The organism is Kosakonia quasisacchari (genome assembly GCF_004331415.1).
In the GTDB taxonomy this organism is placed as follows: domain Bacteria; phylum Pseudomonadota; class Gammaproteobacteria; order Enterobacterales; family Enterobacteriaceae; genus Kosakonia; species Kosakonia quasisacchari.
Genome location: NZ_SJOP01000001.1, coordinates 70,213 through 87,167 on the forward strand (window position 1 = coordinate 70,213; position 16,955 = coordinate 87,167).

The 16,955-nt window shown below is 53.1% G+C and carries 17 protein-coding genes; 7 read left to right on the top strand and 10 right to left on the bottom strand.

What is annotated here, in order from left to right:
- Positions 1-72 precede the first annotated feature (72 nt).
- The 4 genes from purK to ppiB form a co-directional block, all read right to left on the bottom strand.
- Positions 73-1,140 (bottom strand): 5-(carboxyamino)imidazole ribonucleotide synthase, encoded by a 1,068-nt coding sequence (gene purK / locus E0L21_RS00350; protein WP_131406092.1) that lies wholly within the window; start codon positions 1,138-1,140, stop codon positions 73-75.
- Positions 1,137-1,646: a 5-(carboxyamino)imidazole ribonucleotide mutase gene (gene purE / locus E0L21_RS00355; protein ID WP_131406093.1), complete on the bottom strand. Its 510-nt coding sequence runs from the start codon at positions 1,644-1,646 to the stop codon at positions 1,137-1,139. Before purE ends, purK begins: the two co-directional genes overlap by 4 nt.
- 129 nt (positions 1,647-1,775) lie before the next feature.
- The gene (gene lpxH / locus E0L21_RS00360) at positions 1,776-2,498 is read right to left on the bottom strand and encodes a UDP-2,3-diacylglucosamine diphosphatase (protein ID WP_131406094.1); all 723 of its coding nucleotides are present in this window, start codon (positions 2,496-2,498) and stop codon (positions 1,776-1,778) included.
- Between the two features lie 3 nt (positions 2,499-2,501).
- Entirely contained in the window at positions 2,502-2,996 is a 495-nt protein-coding gene (gene ppiB / locus E0L21_RS00365) for a peptidylprolyl isomerase B (RefSeq protein ID WP_020456843.1), read from the bottom strand.
- A 173-nt stretch (positions 2,997-3,169) separates the two neighbouring features.
- Between ppiB and cysS the strand changes: the two genes are divergently transcribed.
- The gene (cysS, locus tag E0L21_RS00370; protein ID WP_131406095.1) at positions 3,170-4,570 is read left to right on the top strand and encodes a cysteine--tRNA ligase; all 1,401 of its coding nucleotides are present in this window, start codon (positions 3,170-3,172) and stop codon (positions 4,568-4,570) included.
- Between the two features lie 60 nt (positions 4,571-4,630).
- Here cysS and E0L21_RS00375 read toward each other — a convergent pair whose 3' ends face one another.
- The 5 genes from E0L21_RS00375 to folD all read right to left on the bottom strand — a co-directional run bounded on the left by E0L21_RS00375 (position 4,631) and on the right by folD (position 9,226).
- Positions 4,631-5,155 carry a metal-dependent hydrolase gene (locus tag E0L21_RS00375; protein WP_131406096.1) on the bottom strand — a complete coding sequence of 175 codons (525 nt, stop codon included), beginning with the start codon at positions 5,153-5,155 and terminating at the stop codon, positions 4,631-4,633.
- A gap of 166 nt (positions 5,156-5,321) precedes the next feature.
- A complete protein-coding gene (malI, locus tag E0L21_RS00380) occupies positions 5,322-6,338 on the bottom strand; it encodes a Mal regulon transcriptional regulator MalI (protein WP_131406097.1) in 1,017 nt (338 codons plus the stop codon).
- Between the two features lie 70 nt (positions 6,339-6,408).
- Positions 6,409-7,908, bottom strand: a complete 1,500-nt coding sequence (locus E0L21_RS00385) for a PTS transporter subunit EIIC (RefSeq protein WP_131406098.1) — start codon at positions 7,906-7,908, stop codon at positions 6,409-6,411.
- A 237-nt stretch (positions 7,909-8,145) separates the two neighbouring features.
- Positions 8,146-8,358, bottom strand: coding sequence for a ribosome-associated protein YbcJ (gene ybcJ / locus E0L21_RS00390; RefSeq protein ID WP_017455715.1), 213 nt, complete (start codon positions 8,356-8,358; stop codon positions 8,146-8,148).
- Between the two features lies 1 nt (position 8,359).
- Positions 8,360-9,226 (bottom strand): bifunctional methylenetetrahydrofolate dehydrogenase/methenyltetrahydrofolate cyclohydrolase FolD, encoded by an 867-nt coding sequence (gene folD, locus E0L21_RS00395; protein WP_131406099.1) that lies wholly within the window; start codon positions 9,224-9,226, stop codon positions 8,360-8,362.
- 536 nt (positions 9,227-9,762) lie between these two features.
- Between folD and fimA the strand changes: the two genes are divergently transcribed.
- The 6 genes from fimA to sfmF all read left to right on the top strand — a co-directional run bounded on the left by fimA (position 9,763) and on the right by sfmF (position 15,797).
- Entirely contained in the window at positions 9,763-10,305 is a 543-nt protein-coding gene (gene fimA / locus E0L21_RS00400) for a type 1 fimbrial major subunit FimA (protein ID WP_131406100.1), read from the top strand.
- A 69-nt stretch (positions 10,306-10,374) separates the two neighbouring features.
- Positions 10,375-10,911 carry a type 1 fimbrial protein subunit FimI gene (gene fimI / locus E0L21_RS00405; protein WP_131406101.1) on the top strand — a complete coding sequence of 179 codons (537 nt, stop codon included), beginning with the start codon at positions 10,375-10,377 and terminating at the stop codon, positions 10,909-10,911.
- 46 nt (positions 10,912-10,957) lie between these two features.
- Positions 10,958-11,650, top strand: a complete 693-nt coding sequence (gene fimC / locus E0L21_RS00410) for a type 1 fimbria chaperone FimC (RefSeq protein WP_131406102.1) — start codon at positions 10,958-10,960, stop codon at positions 11,648-11,650.
- 24 nt (positions 11,651-11,674) lie between these two features.
- Positions 11,675-14,260, top strand: coding sequence for a fimbrial biogenesis usher protein (locus E0L21_RS00415; protein ID WP_131406103.1), 2,586 nt, complete (start codon positions 11,675-11,677; stop codon positions 14,258-14,260).
- 4 nt (positions 14,261-14,264) lie between these two features.
- On the top strand, positions 14,265-15,269 hold the full coding sequence (gene fimH, locus E0L21_RS00420; RefSeq protein WP_131406104.1) for a type 1 fimbria D-mannose specific adhesin FimH: 1,005 nt from the start codon (positions 14,265-14,267) through the stop codon (positions 15,267-15,269).
- Between the two features lie 9 nt (positions 15,270-15,278).
- Positions 15,279-15,797 (top strand): fimbria assembly protein, encoded by a 519-nt coding sequence (sfmF, locus tag E0L21_RS00425; RefSeq protein WP_131406105.1) that lies wholly within the window; start codon positions 15,279-15,281, stop codon positions 15,795-15,797.
- Positions 15,798-15,846: 49 nt separating this feature from the next.
- Here sfmF and fimZ read toward each other — a convergent pair whose 3' ends face one another.
- Positions 15,847-16,479: a fimbria biosynthesis transcriptional regulator FimZ gene (gene fimZ / locus E0L21_RS00430; protein ID WP_131406106.1), complete on the bottom strand. Its 633-nt coding sequence runs from the start codon at positions 16,477-16,479 to the stop codon at positions 15,847-15,849.
- Positions 16,480-16,955 lie beyond the last annotated feature (476 nt).

Consider the following 16,955-nt stretch of genomic DNA (forward strand, 5'->3'; position numbering starts at 1 on the left):
ACGCTGGTGGTAACCCCACCAGCGTGCAGATTTTACGCCCCGAACAAGGGAGATCAATTCCCCGGCGGGAGATTACTGCAGTTTTGACTGCGCCCAGGCAATGCCGCTCGCATACTCGGGCGGCAGCAGCGGCACCAGCGCTTCCAGCGTGGCGCTCAGACGCGAGGTGTCATCATCGTTCAGGTTCAAATGGCCCACTTTGCGCCCCGGACGCACCTCTTTGTCGTACCAGTGCAGATGCACCAGCGGCAGCTTCAACCAGTCGTAATTCAGATCGCTGCCAATCAGGTTGATCATCACCGACGGGCTGTTCACTACCGGCGGCGGCAACGGCAGATCCACGACCGCGCGCAGGTGCAGTTCAAACTGGCTGATAGAAGCACCGTTCTGTGTCCAGTGACCGCTGTTATGCACGCGCGGGGCTAGTTCATTAATCAGCAGCCCGCCGGGTGTGACAAAGCACTCCATCGCCATCACGCCGACATAGTTCAGCTCATGCATGATGGCGGAAAGCATGTCTTCCGCCTGCTGTTGCTGCGCAGCGTTAGCCTGCGGGAAAACCACGCTGGTACGCAAAATGCCGTCCTGATGCAGGTTGTGCGTCAGTGGATAAAACACGGTACTGCCATCGCGCGCGCGCGCGCCAACCAGCGACACTTCACCAGAAAAATTAATGCCCTGCTCAACAATGCACTCGCCGTAGCAGTCGTCCGGCAACTGATCCGTTTCACCCGCGCGTAAGCGCCACTGCCCACGACCGTCATAGCCACCCACGCGGCGCTTAACAATTGCCAGCTCTCCCAGGCGGGAAAACACCGCTGGCCATTCGCTTTTATCTGCCAGTAATTGCCACGGCGCGGTAGCCAGTCCGAGTTTGTCGAACAGTTGTTTTTGCGTCAGGCGGTCGGCAATGATCGGAAATACATCGCGGTTAACAAACGCCGGGTGGCGCGCCAGCTCGCGGGTTAACGCCGTTTCCGGCCAGCGCTCAATTTCGGCGGTAATCACACTCTGCTGGAACGGTACCGCTTCTGGCGCATCATCCAGCCCAACCGGCCAGACCGCAATGCTGAGCGGCTCACCGGCCTGGCGCAACATCCGGCCAAGCTGGCCGTTACCTAATACGCAAACCTGTTTCATGCCGCGCCTCTCGGATCGGGATTATCCAGCACCTCATCAGTCTGAGATTTACGCCAGTCAGCCAGGCGTTGGTGCAGTACTGCATCATGTTGCGCGAGGATCTGCGCGGCCAGCAACGCAGCGTTTGCCGCACCCGCTTTGCCAATTGCCAGCGTTCCTACTGGAATGCCACGCGGCATCTGCACGATAGAGTAAAGGCTGTCCACACCGCTTAACGCAGCGCTTTGTACCGGCACACCCAGCACCGGAACCAGTGTTTTCGCCGCGATCATGCCCGGCAGATGCGCTGCGCCACCAGCACCGGCAATGATCACCTGATAACCGTTTTGTTCCGCGTTTTCAGCGAAGCTAAACAGTTTATCCGGGGTGCGGTGTGCGGAGACGATTTCAACATGGTGCGGAACGTTCAGGGTATCGAGGATTTCTGCGGCGAATTGCATGGTGGCCCAGTCGCTTTTCGAGCCCATAACAATGGCGATGCGCGCCGGTTGGTTGCTTGAAGACATACGTCTCAAAACTCCTGTGGGTGTGCTTCAGACTACATAAGAGGGCACAGAGAATAGCATGTAAAACCGGCAAGGAAAACGGTTGCGTGGCGATGTTTTCGCGCGTTTGACGTGTCATCGCCAGCGTAATCAGAAAGGAAAATAAATCAGTTCAACATCGCTGTCGCTGATGCGCACCATCGAACCTTCGCTGTGCCATGCGCCTAAAACGGCACGGAATGCGGGCGCGTTATTGGCAGTGAGTTCATGCACTGCCGGGCGATGGGTATGACCGTGGATCAACCACTGCACCTGGTGTTTTTCCATGGCTTCCACCACGGCGTGCTGGTTTACATCCATAATCGAAAGCGACTTGCTGCTGTTGGCGGCTTTACTGCTGGCGCGCATTTTAACGGCAATGCGTCGGCGGAAAAACAGCGGCAGGGCGAGGAACAGCTTTTGCAGCCAGGGCTGGTGTACTTTGGCGCGAAAGGCCTGGTAACCGGCATCGTCGGTGCAGAGCGTATCGCCATGCATAATCAGCACGTTGCGGCCATACAGATTGAGCACTTGTTCCTGAGGTAATAACTGCATACCGCTGGCTTGCGCGAAGCGTTGGCCGAGCAGGAAATCGCGGTTGCCGTGAATGAAATAGCAAGGAACGCCACTGTCGACAACAGCTTTCAGCGCATGGGCTATCTGTTGATGTAGCGGGTTTGGGTCGTCGTCGCCGATCCAGGCTTCAAACAGATCGCCCAAAATGTAGAGCGCATCGGCTTCACGCGCTGTACCGGCCAAAAAACGCAGAAAACCGGCGGTGATCGCCGGTTCTTCTGTTTGCAGATGCAAATCTGCGATAAAGAGTGTCGCCACCAATTACTCGCTGACGTCCACGCTTTCAATCACTACGTCTTCTTTCGGCACATCCTGGTGCATGCCGCTGCGGCCGGTAGAAACGCCTTTGATCTTGTCAACAACGTCCATGCCTTCAACCACTTCGGCAAACACACAGTAACCCCAGCCTTGCATGCTTTCGCCGCTGAAGTTCAGGAAGTCGTTATCAGCTACGTTGATGAAGAACTGCGCAGTAGCGGAGTGCGGAGCCTGAGTACGCGCCATGGCCAGCGTACCACGGGTGTTTTTCAGACCGTTGTTGGCTTCGTTTTTGATGGGGTCTTTAGTGACTTTCTGGTTCATGCCCGGTTCAAAACCGCCGCCCTGAATCATAAAACCATTGATAACACGGTGGAAAATCGTGTTGTTGTAGAAACCTTCACGGCAGTAGTCCAGGAAGTTTTTAACTGTTTCAGGCGCTTTGTCATCAAAGGTTTTGATTACGATGTCGCCGTGATTAGTGTGGAAAGTAACCATTATTGCATCCTGTTCTGATAGTGTAGTGCGTAGACCCGCCAGTGGGTCAGAGATAGTCGCTTGTTATAGCATAACCGCGAGGCTGGATCACCTTGCAAAGTGTGCTGCTTCGGGTTTGAATTACGGGTAATATATGCGGTTTTCGTTCCACACACGTCCACATGGAATCTTCGATGTTAAAAATCTTTAATACACTGACGCGCCAAAAAGAGGAATTCAAACCTATTCATGCCGGGGAAGTCGGCATGTACGTGTGTGGTATTACCGTTTACGATCTCTGTCATATCGGTCACGGCCGTACGTTTGTCGCCTTTGACGTGGTATCCCGCTATTTGCGCTTTCTCGGCTATAAGCTGAAATATGTCCGCAATATCACCGATATTGACGACAAAATCATTAAGCGCGCTAATGAGAATGGCGAAAGTTTTGTTGCACTGGTCGACCGGATGATCGTTGAGATGCATAAGGATTTTGACGCGCTCAATATCCTGCGCCCGGACAGCGAACCCCGCGCGACCCACCATATTCATGAAATTATTGAAATCACCCAGCGCCTGCTGGAACGCGATCATGCTTATGTTGCTGAAAATGGCGATGTGATGTTCTCGGTGCCGACCGATCCGACTTACGGCCAGCTTTCGCGCCAGGATCTGGATCAGTTGCAAGCGGGTGCGCGCGTAGAAATTGCGGAAGTGAAACGTAACCCGATGGACTTTGTGCTGTGGAAAATGTCCAAGCCCGGTGAGCCGAGCTGGCCGTCGCCGTGGGGCGAAGGCCGTCCCGGCTGGCACATTGAGTGTTCGGCAATGAACTGCAAACAGCTGGGTTCGCATTTCGATATCCACGGCGGCGGCTCCGATCTGATGTTCCCGCACCACGAAAACGAAATCGCCCAGTCAACCTGTGCGCATGACGGCGAATACGTGAATTACTGGATGCACTCCGGCATGGTGATGGTTGACCGCGAGAAGATGTCAAAATCGCTCAGCAACTTCTTTACCGTGCGCGACGTGCTGAAGTATTACGACGCGGAAACCGTGCGCTACTTCCTGATGTCCGGTCACTACCGCAGCCAGTTGAACTACAGCGAAGAGAACCTGAAACAGGCGCGCTCTGCGCTGGAGCGTCTGTACAATGCGCTGCGTGGCACAGATACCAACAACGCGGAACATCGTTATTTCGAGAACGGTGAGTTGTTCCAGAAACGCTTCTGCGACGCCATGGATGACGACTTCAACACACCGGAAGCCTATTCCGTGCTTTTTGACCTCGCGCGTGAAGTGAATACGCTGAAACATGACGGGGATTTACTGGGCGCGAATGCGGCGGCGAAAAAGCTGCGTGAACTGGCGGGCATTTTGGGGCTGCTGGAGCAGGATCCGGATCTCTTCCTGCAAAGTGGCGCTCAGGCGGACGACAGCGAAGTAGCTGAGATCGAACAGTTGATCCAGCAGCGCCTCGATGCGCGTAAAGCAAAAGATTGGGCGGCAGCCGATGCCGCGCGTGACCGTCTCAACGAGATGGGTATCGTGCTGGAAGATGGCCCGCAGGGCACGACCTGGCGTCGTAAGTAAGAAAAAAAGCGGCTTCGGCCGCTTTTTTGTTGTCCCTTCAACACCACTGGTGGTGAATGTTTATCCCCGCCGCATTTTCCACAACAGCAGCATCAGAATCACACCCGGCAGCCACACCCACAGCAACTCCGAAATGATCACCTGGTGACCGTACGGTGTGGTATAGCGCGACAGCGCAAACGGCGCGACTTTTATCACCTGCCACGGCGCAAAGAACCGTTCATCCGACCACGGCCACAGCCAGCCAACACCTTTCCCACCGGTGGTGATGGAATCCAGCAAGCTGTGCGACAGCAGCGACACGGTGAGAAACGCCCAGCAGCGCGCCAAACTCGCTTTGAAGTGTTTTCGCCCAAGCCAGGCTACCAACAGCGGCACCACAAAAGCAAACAGCAACGAGTGGGTAAACCCGCGATGACCGAGGGCGTTGCCGTAGGCGACACCGAATTTAAACGCCAGCACGTCGGCATCGGGCAACATGGCAAGTCCTATCCCCGCCAGCAGTAGACCGCGTGGGATCACTTTATTGCCCAACCCTAATCCCAGGCAAAGAGGGACAGCAGCGTGTGTAACAATCGTTGGCATAGCGCAGGTCTCTGAAGAAAAACGAAATTATAGCCGAAACGCCTGGCGGGTAAACTGCGGGGTTCTCTGAATCTTTTGTCGTCAGAAGGTAATCTGGCTGGCCGGTTTTAAGCCGATGCCAGCTTACAGTCCATCAGTACGCCGCTGTCTGTCCGACGTGTTCACATTACGCAGACTCGCGGGTAATAAGCTGCCCGGAAAGGGTGATGCGCTGCGTTTGCAACGCGGGCTCTTTCAGCTTCCGAATGATTAACCCCGCGGCCTGGCGTCCGGTCTCTTCACTGGCGGACGAAACATAAGTAAAGGAAGGCGAGGTGAGATTGACGTGCAGCATATCTTCAAAGCCGACGAGCGCCACTTGCTGAGAGAGGAACACATCTTTACCCACCGTATGTCCGGTTTGGTGGATCCCGGCAATGGAGCCAATCATGGCATCGGGCGAGTGGCAAAGCAGGGCGGTGATAGTGCTGTTTTTTTCCAGTAACTGGCGAACAGCATAGCTCGCCGCGCGGGTATCATCGCTGCAGGCTGGCGTGACTTCTTCGCGCAATACCAGCCCGTGCTGCGTCATGGTGGTGCGAAACCCCAGCAGACGCTGCTGGCGAATTAAATCGCCTTCAATGCCGCCAATGTACGCAATGTTGCGGTGCCCGCGTTCGATAAGATACCGCGTTGCCAGGCTGGCGGCCTGGCGGTTATCGCGCATCACCAGATTGCACTCTTCATTGAGCAGCGACTGCGATACCGCCACCAGCGGCAGCGGGCAGTCGCGGATTTGGGCTGGAAGAGTCGAGCTGCGCGTATCGGACGCGAGATAAATCACCCCGGCAACGCCTTGTTGTTTGAATGACAGCAGGCAGCGTTCCAGGTGATCGCCATCGTTGAGCGGCTGGCCAAGAAAAACCATATAACCCTGTTTTTCCAGTTCCAGCACGATGCTGGCCATCACTTTTATCGAGAAGCTGTCGCTGAAATCGCGCAGGATAAGCCCAATCAGGTTGGAGGTGTTGGCGCGAAGATTAGCGGCAGCAACATTGTGAACATAGCCGAGCGCATCGATAGCGGCATGGACTTTACCGATTGTCGCCTGCGAAATTTTCCCTTTCTGGCGCAGCACCAGTGAGACGGTGGAAACGGAAACGCCCGCCTGTTTAGCGACATCAATGATGCTGACTTTCTTCAAACTCGCTCCCTGATTTTTCCGGTTTTCCGCCTGATATGGCGCGTGCGGGACGCGCCAACCCGGTATTTTATTATTTGCCGATCATTGTGGACATGGTCTGGGCGATAAATTGCGCCCTCGCGCCGAAAATAACCTGAATACCGCTATCGCCGACAAATACCACACCGCGCGCGCCCAGCCCGTTAAGGCCATCTTTATCCACCATTTCGCTTTTCGCCACTTCCAGGCGCAAGCGGGTGATGCAGGAACCGACGGAGTCGATATTCTGCGCGCCGCCCAGCATGGTGATGATCTCGGTGGCCAGTTCGCTGTCGGTTTTATCATCTGCTACCGCGGTAACTTCCGTGCGTCCCGGTGTTTTCACATCGAAGCGACGGATAACAAAACGGAAGGTGAAGTAATAAATCAGCGCCATCGGGATGCCAACGATCACCGCGTTAAGGAAATTGGTCTGATAGCCGTTAAACGACGGCAGGATCCCGAACGACAAGTAGTCGATAAATCCGGCAGAGAAGGATTTCGCGATGTGCGCGTGCAGCAGGTACATTGTCATATACGCCAGACCGGCCATGATGGCGTTAAAGACGTAGAGGATCGGTGCAACGAAGATAAAGGTAAATTCAACTGGCTCGGTAATACCCGTCAGGAAGCAGGTCAGCGCCGCAGAGAAGAGAATACCAAATGCGATCTTCTTATTGCGGGTGTGCGCTTCGTGGTACATCGCAAGGCAGGCTGCAGGCAGTGCAAACAACATCAGTGGGAACTCACCCTGCATAAACTTACCGGCGTTCTGGTAGGTATCACTGCTAAAAGATTTCACCCCTTCTTCCAGCATTTTGAACCAGATAGTCTGATCGCCATGGATCACCTGGCCGGCCTGCGTGGTGTAATCGCCAAAGGAATACCAGAACGAGGGATACCAGATATGGTGCAGACCCAGCGGGATCAACGCGCGTTCCACTAAGCCAAAGATAAACGTCGACGCAGCCTGATTATCGCCATTGACGATAACGGAAAGCGCATCGATGCCCGCCTGGATATGTTGCCAGACATACGGCAGCAGCAAGCCGAGCACAAAAGATAAGAACGCCGTGGCGATGGCAACAAAACGCTTCCCGGAGAAGAAGCCAAGGAACTCCGGCAACTGCAAAGTGTGGAAGCGGTTATAGCACCAGGCGGCAAGAATGCCGCAGATCAGGCCGCCAAAAACGCCCATTTGCAGCGTCGGTATACCGACTACCATGGCATATTTCCCGCCCTGCGAGGCCATTTCCGGCGTGATACCTAACATGGTGCCGATAGTGATATTGGTGATGAACACCGATACCGCTGCGGAAAGCGCTGCAATCCCTGATTCGGAGGCGAGCCCCACTGCGGAACCAATGGCGAACAACATCGGCAGGTTATCGAAGATAACGCCACCTGCGTTCATCATCAGCGGTAAGTGAAATTTATCGCCGAAAGCGAGTAACAAGCCTGCGGCTGGCAGCAACGAGATTGGCAACATTAACGCACGGCCAATCATCGATAATTTAGACAATGATTTAACAAACCCTGATATCAGACCCATGCTGATTTCCCCCGAAGTAGCGCTCTTTTGGCGCTGTTATTGTTAGTAGAACGTTTTAGTAGAACGTTCTACTCATCGTGAGATAAGCCGTAACGGGCTGCAACTAAATTTTCACATTTAGCCAGATGAATTAATGATTCTTTGAGGTTGATCGGTAATTAACCGTGATGATGGCAGGGGGAATGAGAAAGAAGATGCCGGGCTGCGGTGGCGCGAAACCCGGCTTGCTACGCGTGATTACGCGGTTACGGTAACGCTTTGGCCTTCAAAACTCACCGTTTGACCGGCGACGATTTTGCAGCGTTTGCGCGTTTCGACCGCGCCATCCACTTTGACAAAGCCATCGGCGATGGCGATTTTTGCCTGTGCGCCGCTTTCGCTCCAGCCTTCCAGCTTCAGCAGATCGCACAGTTCAACGTGCGGGTGTTTACCGAGAGAAAATGTTGCCATCTTATACGCCTTTTACATCATGGTATTCTTCACACGCTTGCAGCGTGTTCTGGATCAGGGTAGCGACCGTCATCGGCCCAACGCCACCCGGTACCGGCGTAATATACGCTGCTCGCGCGGCGGCTTCTTCATAAATCACATCGCCGACGACTTTGCCGTTCTCCAGACGGTTGATACCGACATCAATCACAATCGCCCCTTCCTTGATCCACTCACCTGGAATGAAGCCCGGTTTACCCACGGCGACGATCAGCAGGTCGGCGTTTTCCACATGCTGGCGCAGATTTTTAGTGAAACGGTGCGTCACGGTGGTTGTGCAACCGGCCAGCAGCAGCTCCATGCTCATCGGGCGGCCAACGATATTAGACGCGCCAATCACCACGGCGTTGAGGCCGAAGGTGTCAATGTTGTAACGCTCCAGCAGCGTGACGATACCGCGCGGCGTGCACGGGCGCAGACGCGGCGCGCGCTGGCACAGGCGGCCTACGTTATACGGATGGAAACCATCCACATCTTTGTCCGGCGCAATGCGTTCCAGCACTTTCACATTGTCGATGCCCGCAGGCAGCGGCAGCTGTACCAGAATACCGTCAATGGCGGCATCGGCGTTCAGTTTGTCGATAAGCGCCAGCAGTTCGGCTTCGCTGGTGGTTTCCGGGAGATCGTAAGAGCGGGAGATGAAACCCACTTCCTCACAGGCTTTGCGCTTGCTGCCGACATAAATTTGTGATGCCGGGTTGCTGCCAACCAGTACGACCGCCAGGCCCGGAGCGCGAAATCCTGCCGCAATGCGCGCCCGAACTTTTTCAGCAACCTCAGAGCGCACCTGCTGCGCAATCGTTTTACCATCAATAATCTTTGCTGCCATCAGAGAGAGGATTCCATCTGTCATATCAACTAAGGGGATGGCGGCTATTTTGTCAGAAGCGCGGCGCGCTGTCAGTTACCGTTTGCGGATTTCGCCACCGCTGCGTCTGAAAGCGCGGCAGATCAAGGGCTTCGCCATCGCCAGTTGTTAACCAAATTTCAACAATTCATCACCCTTAAGAAACGCCGGTATTAAGCCAAGGTTACAGGCAGTTACGGCTATTTCTTATCCGTTTAATAAATCAAGGCCAGGCCTTTTCCTAAGCCCTAATAAGAACAGACCTGGTGTAATGACAGTATTGGCGAATATTTTTATTTTTACGCAATCACTATTGTCATGCTGTGGCTAGTTGTTATGTCCACAGAGAAAAATATCGGGTGTTTTCCCAGGGGAGAAATGGGAAGCGAATAAGCAGTTCCCGATGCGTTATATCTTCACAGGAAAAGGTTCATTCATCTGGTATTTAGCGTAATCAAGTCTCAAACGGTTTTCGGCAGGATGTCGGAATCGCAACTCTTTATTTCAAGGAAAATATTATGAATATGAAATTAATGGCTAGTTCTGTTGCTGCAGGATTGATGCTGATGGCGGGAGCCGTACAGGCAGACACCGCAAGCGGCGGTAATGTGCATTTTGAAGGGGAGCTGGTGAATGCAGCTTGCGCTGTCAACACCGCTTCCGCCGACCAGACCGTGACGCTGGGGCAATATCGCACCGCCTCCTTCACGGGCGTAGGGGCTACCAGCGGATCGGTGCCGTTCAACATTGTGCTTAATGATTGCGATCCAAGTATCTTCCCGACGGCTTCCGTCGCGTTTTCGGGCCAGGTGGATGCCGGCGATAATACGCTGCTGGCGATCACCTCCGGTGACAACAGCACAACGGCAAGCGGGGTGGGGATCGAAATCCTTGATACTGCCTCCCAAACCGTGATCCCAAACGGTGCCCCCTCCACCGCGCAGAGTCTGCTTGAAGGCACCAACACCTTGCATTTCTCCGCACGTTACAAAGCCACCAGTGCGACCGCGACACCAGGGCAGGCAAATGCGGATGCGACGTTCATCATGAACTACCAATAACCCATTACTTCCAGGGATGACGCGGCCTCAGGGATGAGGCGCTTGATAGTGTAATGCGAGAAATTACCCATGATGAGGACAGGTCTCACGCAGGCATTCATGTTGTGCATGATGCCTTTGCTGGCAAGGGCGGCAATCGTTGATGGTGGACGCGTTCACCTGCGAGGATCGCTGGTAAATGGGGCATGTGCAGTTGCGCCAGAGAGTGAAGATTTACATGTGCAGATGGGGTCGCAGCGCATGGATGCATTTTCCGGCACCGGCAGTTTCTCCCCCATAAGCACCGGGTTTGCACTGCGTTTGACGGCGTGTGATGCGGATGTTTCCCGCTATGTCGGCGTGGTGTTTTCCGGGCAAACACCGGCGGAAGATCCGCAAGTTTTTGCCGCACACAGCTCGGGGGGAGAGGGTGCTGAGGGCATTGGGCTGGCGCTGTTTGATCAACAGCAGCGGCAAATTATACCCAACAGTATGCCGCTCTCTTATTCCACGCTGGTAGCCGATGAAATCACACTGCATTTTTCCGCGCGCTACCGGGCGATTACTGAGCATATTACGCCAGGACACTTGCGTTCCGATGTCTGGTTTACCCTGGTCTACCCCTGACTTATTTCTGGTAGCCATCAGAATATTTTGAAGAGTTATTTTCGCTATGAACATTTTTTTTAAACCAGGTTGGATTGTCAGTCTTTTATTATCCATCGCGCTGCCAGTAAAAGCCGCAGGTGGAATAGCACTTGGCGCTACCCGGGTTATTTATCCTGCCGAGGATAAACAGACCTCTATCTCTATTTCTAATAGCGATGGGAAAGCGCGTTTTCTGGTCAATTCATGGGTGGAAAATAATCGTGGAGAAAAAGAAAAAACGTTTGTGGTAACCCCGCCGCTTTTTGTTAGCGAACCGGAGAGCGAAAACACGCTGCGTATTATTTACGCCGGGCAACCGTTACCCGGCGACCGCGAATCTCTGTTCTGGCTGAGCGTAAAAGCGATTCCATCGGTGAATAAAGAGAATGCAACGGACAAAAATGTGCTGCAACTGGCTGTTCTCTCTCGCATTAAGCTGTTTGTTCGCCCGAAAAGTCTATCCGGGTTAACAGAAGATGCGCCTGCAAAACTGCAGTTTTCGCGTCTCGATAAACACCTGAACATCACTAACCCTTCCGTGTACTACATCACTCTGGTGAATGTTCATATGGGCAAACAGAGGCTGGACAATGTCATGGTCGCGCCCAAAAGTCGCGCCCAGTTGCTTATTCCTCCGAATGTTCAGGGCGGAGTGACTTTCCAGACGGTGAATGATTACGGCGCGTTGACGCCAGTGAAAACCGTTGGTCTGCCATAACACAGACAAATGACAGGGATGCCTATGAATAAGCGCACGTCTCCTTCTGCTTACTCGCGGCTGGCGTTGTCGCTGCTGACGGTGTTGCACCCGGCAATGGGCCGTGCTGAGAACTACTTCAACCCGGCGTTTTTATCGGAAGACACCGCTGCCGTTGCCGATTTGTCGCGCTTTGAAAAAGGTAACCAGCCTCCGGGGGTTTATCGGGTGGATATCTGGCGCGACGGTGAGTTTTTCGCAACTCAGGATCTACGTTTCGATATTGCTCATAACGGGGCGACACCCGCTTCCGGTGGCCTGATGCCATGCTTCACTCTCGATTTGCTCAAGCGGTTGGGGGTTAATATTCGCGCTTTTCCAGCGCTGCTCACCGCACAGGGTGAAACCTGTATGGATATCACAGCCGTTATACCGGGCGCTGAAGCTGCCTTTGATTTCTCATCAATGCGGCTGAATATCGGGTTGCCGCAGGCTTCGATGCTGAACAGCGCACGCGGTTACATTCCTTCTGAGGAGTGGGACGAGGGTATTACTGCTGCGTTGCTTAACTATAGCTTTACGGGGAGCCACAGCTCCGGCAGCAATAATGGTTTTCTGAGCTTACAAAGCGGGCTGAATTATGGCGCATGGCGGTTGCGAAATAACGGGGCCTGGCGTTACAGCAGCAGCGGGAAGGCGCATACCCGGAGCTGGAGGACCATTGGAAGCTGGTTGCAACGTTCCATTATCCCGCTGAAAAGCGAGCTAGTGATGGGCGACAGTAATACCGGCAGTGACGTTTTCGATGGTCTCGGTTTTCGCGGGGTGCGCCTTTACTCTTCCGACAATATGTTTCCCGATAGCCTGCAAGGTTACGCGCCAACCGTACGCGGCATTGCGCGCACGCCCGCTAAATTAACCATCCGCCAGAACGGTTATGTTATTTATCAGAGTTATGTCTCGGCGGGGGCTTTTGTGATTTCTGATCTGAACCCCACCTCGTCCAGCGGCGATCTGGACGTTACCGTCGATGAGAAGGATGGCAGCCAACAACGTTATACGGTGCCGTATTCGACGGTGCCGATTCTGCAACGTGAAGGGCGTTTTAAATATGACCTCGTGGCCGGTAATTTTCGCAGCGGCAACGATCAACAATCTTCCCCTTCTTTTGTCCAGGGGAGCGTGATCGGCGGCCTGGCGGGCGGTTACACCGCCTATGGCGGAACTCAACTGGCGAAACGCTATAACGCCTTTGTGGCGGGCGCTGGCAAAAATCTTGGCGGTTGGGGGGCGATATCGCTCGATTTTACCCAGGCACGCAGTGAACTGGCGGATGGCAGCACACATCAGGGGCAATCGTTGCGCTTTTTGTATGCCAAATCACTCAACCAGTACGGCACCAATTTTCAGTTGCTCGGGTATCGCTATTCGACGCGTGGTTTTTATACGCTGAACGATGTCGCCTATCGCCGCATGGAGGGTTATGAATATGAAGACCAGGACGAGAGTGAGGGGCGGCGTCAGCCAAAACCGGTGCTCGTTAGCTACCACAACCTCAATAACAACAGAAAAGGGCGCTTTCAGGTCAATATCTCGCAAAACCTGGGGGATTACGGCTCGTTGTATATTTCCGGCAGCCAACAAACTTACTGGAACAACATTAAGCCCAGCAGTTGGTATCAAGTTGGTTACGCCAGCGGCTGGCGGGGGATGAGCTACTCGCTTACATGGTCGTGGAACCGCTCACCCGATATCAATAATACGGATCGTATTATTGCGTTGAATATTTCCGTGCCGTTTAGCGCCCTGAGCGGGCAGCGTTACAGCCGGGGAGGCGCGCTGGATCGCACTTATGCCAACCTTAACGTTAGCCGTAACAGCAACGGGCAAAATAGCTGGCAGAGCGGGGTAGGCGGTACATTGCTTGAGGGACGCAACCTAAGTTACATCGTAAGCCAGGGGCACAGCAGCACAAACGGCTACAGCGGCAGCGCCAATGCCAACTGGCAGGCTGGTTGGGGTACGCTCGGCCTCGGTTATAACTACGATCCCTACCAGCACGAATATAACTGGCAACTTGGCGGCGGCGTGGTCGCGCACGCCGACGGGGTGACATTTAGCCAGCCACTTGGCGATACCAACGTACTTATCAAAGCGCCGGGCGCACAGGGCGTGCGTGTGGAAAATCAGACCGGGGTGCAAACCGACTGGCGAGGCTACGCGATCGTCCCTTATGCCTCCGTTTATCGCTACAACCGCATTGCACTTGATACCAACACGATGGATAACCACACCGATGTGCAAAACAGCGTCAGTAGCGTCGTGCCTACGCAGGGTGCGCTGGTTCGGGCCAGCTTTGACACCCGGATTGGCGTACGCGCACTGATTACGCTCATTCGCGGCGATCGCCCGGTACCGTTTGGTTCGGTGGTGCGTGAAACCGGCAGTGGCGTGACTGGCATGGTGGGCGAGGATGGCCAGGCGTACCTGAACGGTTTGCCATTGTTGGGTGAACTGCTGGTGCAGTGGGGAGACGGCACACAGTCACGCTGCCTGGCACGCTACGCCTTGCCGGAAGCAAGCCTGCAACAGGCCGTGGTCATTACACGCGCCCGTTGTGAACAAGGATAATTTTATGAACAAGTTTCATGCACTGCTTTGCGGGGTGTTGTTACTGGCAGCGACGTCTGCAAAGGCTACTATTTGTGTGAACGCGAAAGGCATGCCGACGGATATCTATTATGACCTGTCGAACCTGTTTACCAGCGGGAACAACCATGTTGGAGAGGTGGTGACATTGCCGGAAAAATCCGGCTGGGTTGGCGTCCAGGCTGTCTGTCCTGCTGGTACCAAAGTGAATTACACCTACCGAAGCTATGTCTCTGATTTGCCGATACATACCATTGACGGCGGTTACAAATACATGAGGTTAAATGATTATCTGGAAGGGGCGATGAGCATCACGGATGATTACGCCGGCATCTTTTTCCCGCCAAGGAATTTTATCCGCATGGGAACACACCCTAACGTACCCAATCAGAAGCCTTTTGGCGTAATGGACTCGAAGCTTATCTTTAAACTTAAAGTGGTGCGGCCGTTTATCAATATGGTGCCGATCCCGCGCCAAACCATGTTTAGGGTGTATGTCACCAGTACGGACACCGATGCGCTTGCGGTACCGGTCTATACCATTAGCTACAGCGGCAAAGTGGAAGTGCCGCAAAGTTGCAAACTCAATGCAGGCCAGGTCGTTGAATTTCAGTTTGATAATATTGGCGCCGCGCTCTTTAGCCAGGCCGGGCCGGGGAACCGCCCGAACGGTGTCGATCCGCAAATTAAAACCGTGGCAATAGAGTGCACCAATGTTGACGCCCAGGCCTATCTTTCTATGCGTCTGGAAGCGGAAAAAGCCAGTGGGCAGGTCATGGTTTCTGATAATCCTGACGTGGGGTTTGTCGTCGCCGACCATGAGGGTAACCCGCTTACACCCAACATGCTGGGTAGCAAAATTCCTTTCCAGCTTGATGACAACGCCGCTGCGCGCGTTGCTATCAGCGCGTGGCCGGTGAGTGTCACAGGCTTCAAACCCGCCGAGGGCGATTTTGTGGCGCGGGGCTATTTGCGCGTTGATTATGATTAAGGAGCCGTGATGTTTATCAAACCGCGCCATGTCATGCTTGTTGGGTGCTGGCTGAGCCCGTTTGCGATTGCCGATACGCCGCTTGGGGAAATTAACATTCAGCTACGCGCGACGGTGGTGGACTTCACGTGCTACGTCGAGACGGCCGACAGCGATAAAACGGTGCAATTAGGCCGTTGGCCAACCAAACAGTTGCAAAATGCGGGTAACACAACGCCTCCGGTACGTTTTAGCTTGCGACTAGCGGGGTGCCCACCGGGTAGCGCGTCGATCACGTTTTCGGGGCGATCCGCCAGCAACCCGGCACTGTTAGCGTTAAAAGATAGCGTGATGGTACAGAAAGTTGCTATTGAGCTGCGCGACAGAGATCGAACACCGCTAGCACTGGAGAAAGCCAGCCAGGATATCGCCGTGGACAGCAACGGTAATGCGACGTTGCAGTTCTACGCAAATTACATCGCACTAGCAGATAACCCTGTCCCTGGCACGGCAAATGCCGACGCGACTTTCGCGATTAATTACTATTAACTTTTTTAAATAAAAAATACGCCCGGGAACCCTTTCCCGGCGTATATCGCTATAGCAATTCGTGTGATTTGGCGTAATCAATCAACTCGACGATAGTATGCACACCGAGTTTCGAAAAAATATTCGATTTATGGGCGCTAATGGTCTTGTTGCTTAATAAAAGTTGTTCCGCAATCTCTTTGTTCGATAATCCATTGGCAAGATAGCGTAATACTGTTACTTCTCTATTGGAAAGCGGCATATCCCGCTGCTCTCCTTTTCTTTTACTCGGCTGGCTTATATAACTCAGCGTCTCTGATGGAAAGAAAGAGTACCCGGCAAGAATCATCTTTACTGCGTTATATATATCGTTGAGTTCTTTCCGTTTACTGACAAAACCGTTAGCGCCAGCGCGAATGGCTCTTGCCGCATAGAATGATTCAGACTTTGATGACAAAAAAAGCACATTGACATTTTCTCGTATTGCTTTGATTCTTCTCAATAAGGTAAAGCCATCTGTTTTAGGCAGCTCAATATCCAGAATAACCAGGTCAACGGGGAGTGTTCGGATATAATCAAGCGCCGCGCGGCTATCATCCGTTTTTAGTACCACTTTTACGTTCTGGTTTTTCTCTAAAAGCACCTCTATCGACATCCTGACAATAGGATATTCGTCCATAATGATAACGGAAGCCGGTTTCATTTTTTTTCCCTCAGATTGTTTTTTAATGCCACGCCTTTGCATAAGTGCGACAGACGTCGAAAGGATTAATGTAACTTCAAGTATTCTGTGAGGAAGAATAATTCCCTGTGAAAACCGATAGCATCCTTACTCGCTAAGTTATTTCCATTCGCAACCGACGAGTGTGGGGAATATCAATTACGTGCTAATGAAGAGAGATGTAGTAATTATTAATAAGTCACTGCAATTATACCTGGGAAGTTCTGGCAGAAAAGCGTTAAGAGTCGGTGAAGGCTATTTCTAAATATGAAGTTCTGAGAGCAATAATGGGTGATTGAATATTTGGAATGATAACTTGCTGATTTTGATAAGTATGGTTTTTTACGCTTTTTTTAATGGTTAAAACAATGTAATTATTTGATTGTTTTCTTAATGTTAATAGCTGTTGTCGCAATTTCGTTGCTATAACGCAGGATAAAAACGTGCGCATTGGGTGG

What these genes read in the sequence shown, in the direction of transcription:
- purK (WP_131406092.1), bottom strand. Translation starts at nt 1,140, where the DNA reads ATGAAACAGGTTTGCGTATTAGGTAACGGCCAGCTTGGCCGGATGTTG.
- purE (WP_131406093.1), bottom strand. Translation starts at nt 1,646, where the DNA reads ATGTCTTCAAGCAACCAACCGGCGCGCATCGCCATTGTTATGGGCTCG.
- ppiB (WP_020456843.1), bottom strand. Translation starts at nt 2,996, where the DNA reads ATGGTTACTTTCCACACTAATCACGGCGACATCGTAATCAAAACCTTT.
- cysS (WP_131406095.1), top strand. Translation starts at nt 3,170, where the DNA reads ATGTTAAAAATCTTTAATACACTGACGCGCCAAAAAGAGGAATTCAAA.
- E0L21_RS00375 (WP_131406096.1), bottom strand. Translation starts at nt 5,155, where the DNA reads ATGCCAACGATTGTTACACACGCTGCTGTCCCTCTTTGCCTGGGATTA.
- E0L21_RS00385 (WP_131406098.1), bottom strand. Translation starts at nt 7,908, where the DNA reads ATGGGTCTGATATCAGGGTTTGTTAAATCATTGTCTAAATTATCGATG.
- ybcJ (WP_017455715.1), bottom strand. Translation starts at nt 8,358, where the DNA reads ATGGCAACATTTTCTCTCGGTAAACACCCGCACGTTGAACTGTGCGAT.
- folD (WP_131406099.1), bottom strand. Translation starts at nt 9,226, where the DNA reads ATGGCAGCAAAGATTATTGATGGTAAAACGATTGCGCAGCAGGTGCGC.
- fimA (WP_131406100.1), top strand. Translation starts at nt 9,763, where the DNA reads ATGAATATGAAATTAATGGCTAGTTCTGTTGCTGCAGGATTGATGCTG.
- fimI (WP_131406101.1), top strand. Translation starts at nt 10,375, where the DNA reads ATGATGAGGACAGGTCTCACGCAGGCATTCATGTTGTGCATGATGCCT.
- fimC (WP_131406102.1), top strand. Translation starts at nt 10,958, where the DNA reads ATGAACATTTTTTTTAAACCAGGTTGGATTGTCAGTCTTTTATTATCC.
- E0L21_RS00415 (WP_131406103.1), top strand. Translation starts at nt 11,675, where the DNA reads ATGAATAAGCGCACGTCTCCTTCTGCTTACTCGCGGCTGGCGTTGTCG.
- fimH (WP_131406104.1), top strand. Translation starts at nt 14,265, where the DNA reads ATGAACAAGTTTCATGCACTGCTTTGCGGGGTGTTGTTACTGGCAGCG.
- sfmF (WP_131406105.1), top strand. Translation starts at nt 15,279, where the DNA reads ATGTTTATCAAACCGCGCCATGTCATGCTTGTTGGGTGCTGGCTGAGC.
- fimZ (WP_131406106.1), bottom strand. Translation starts at nt 16,479, where the DNA reads ATGAAACCGGCTTCCGTTATCATTATGGACGAATATCCTATTGTCAGG.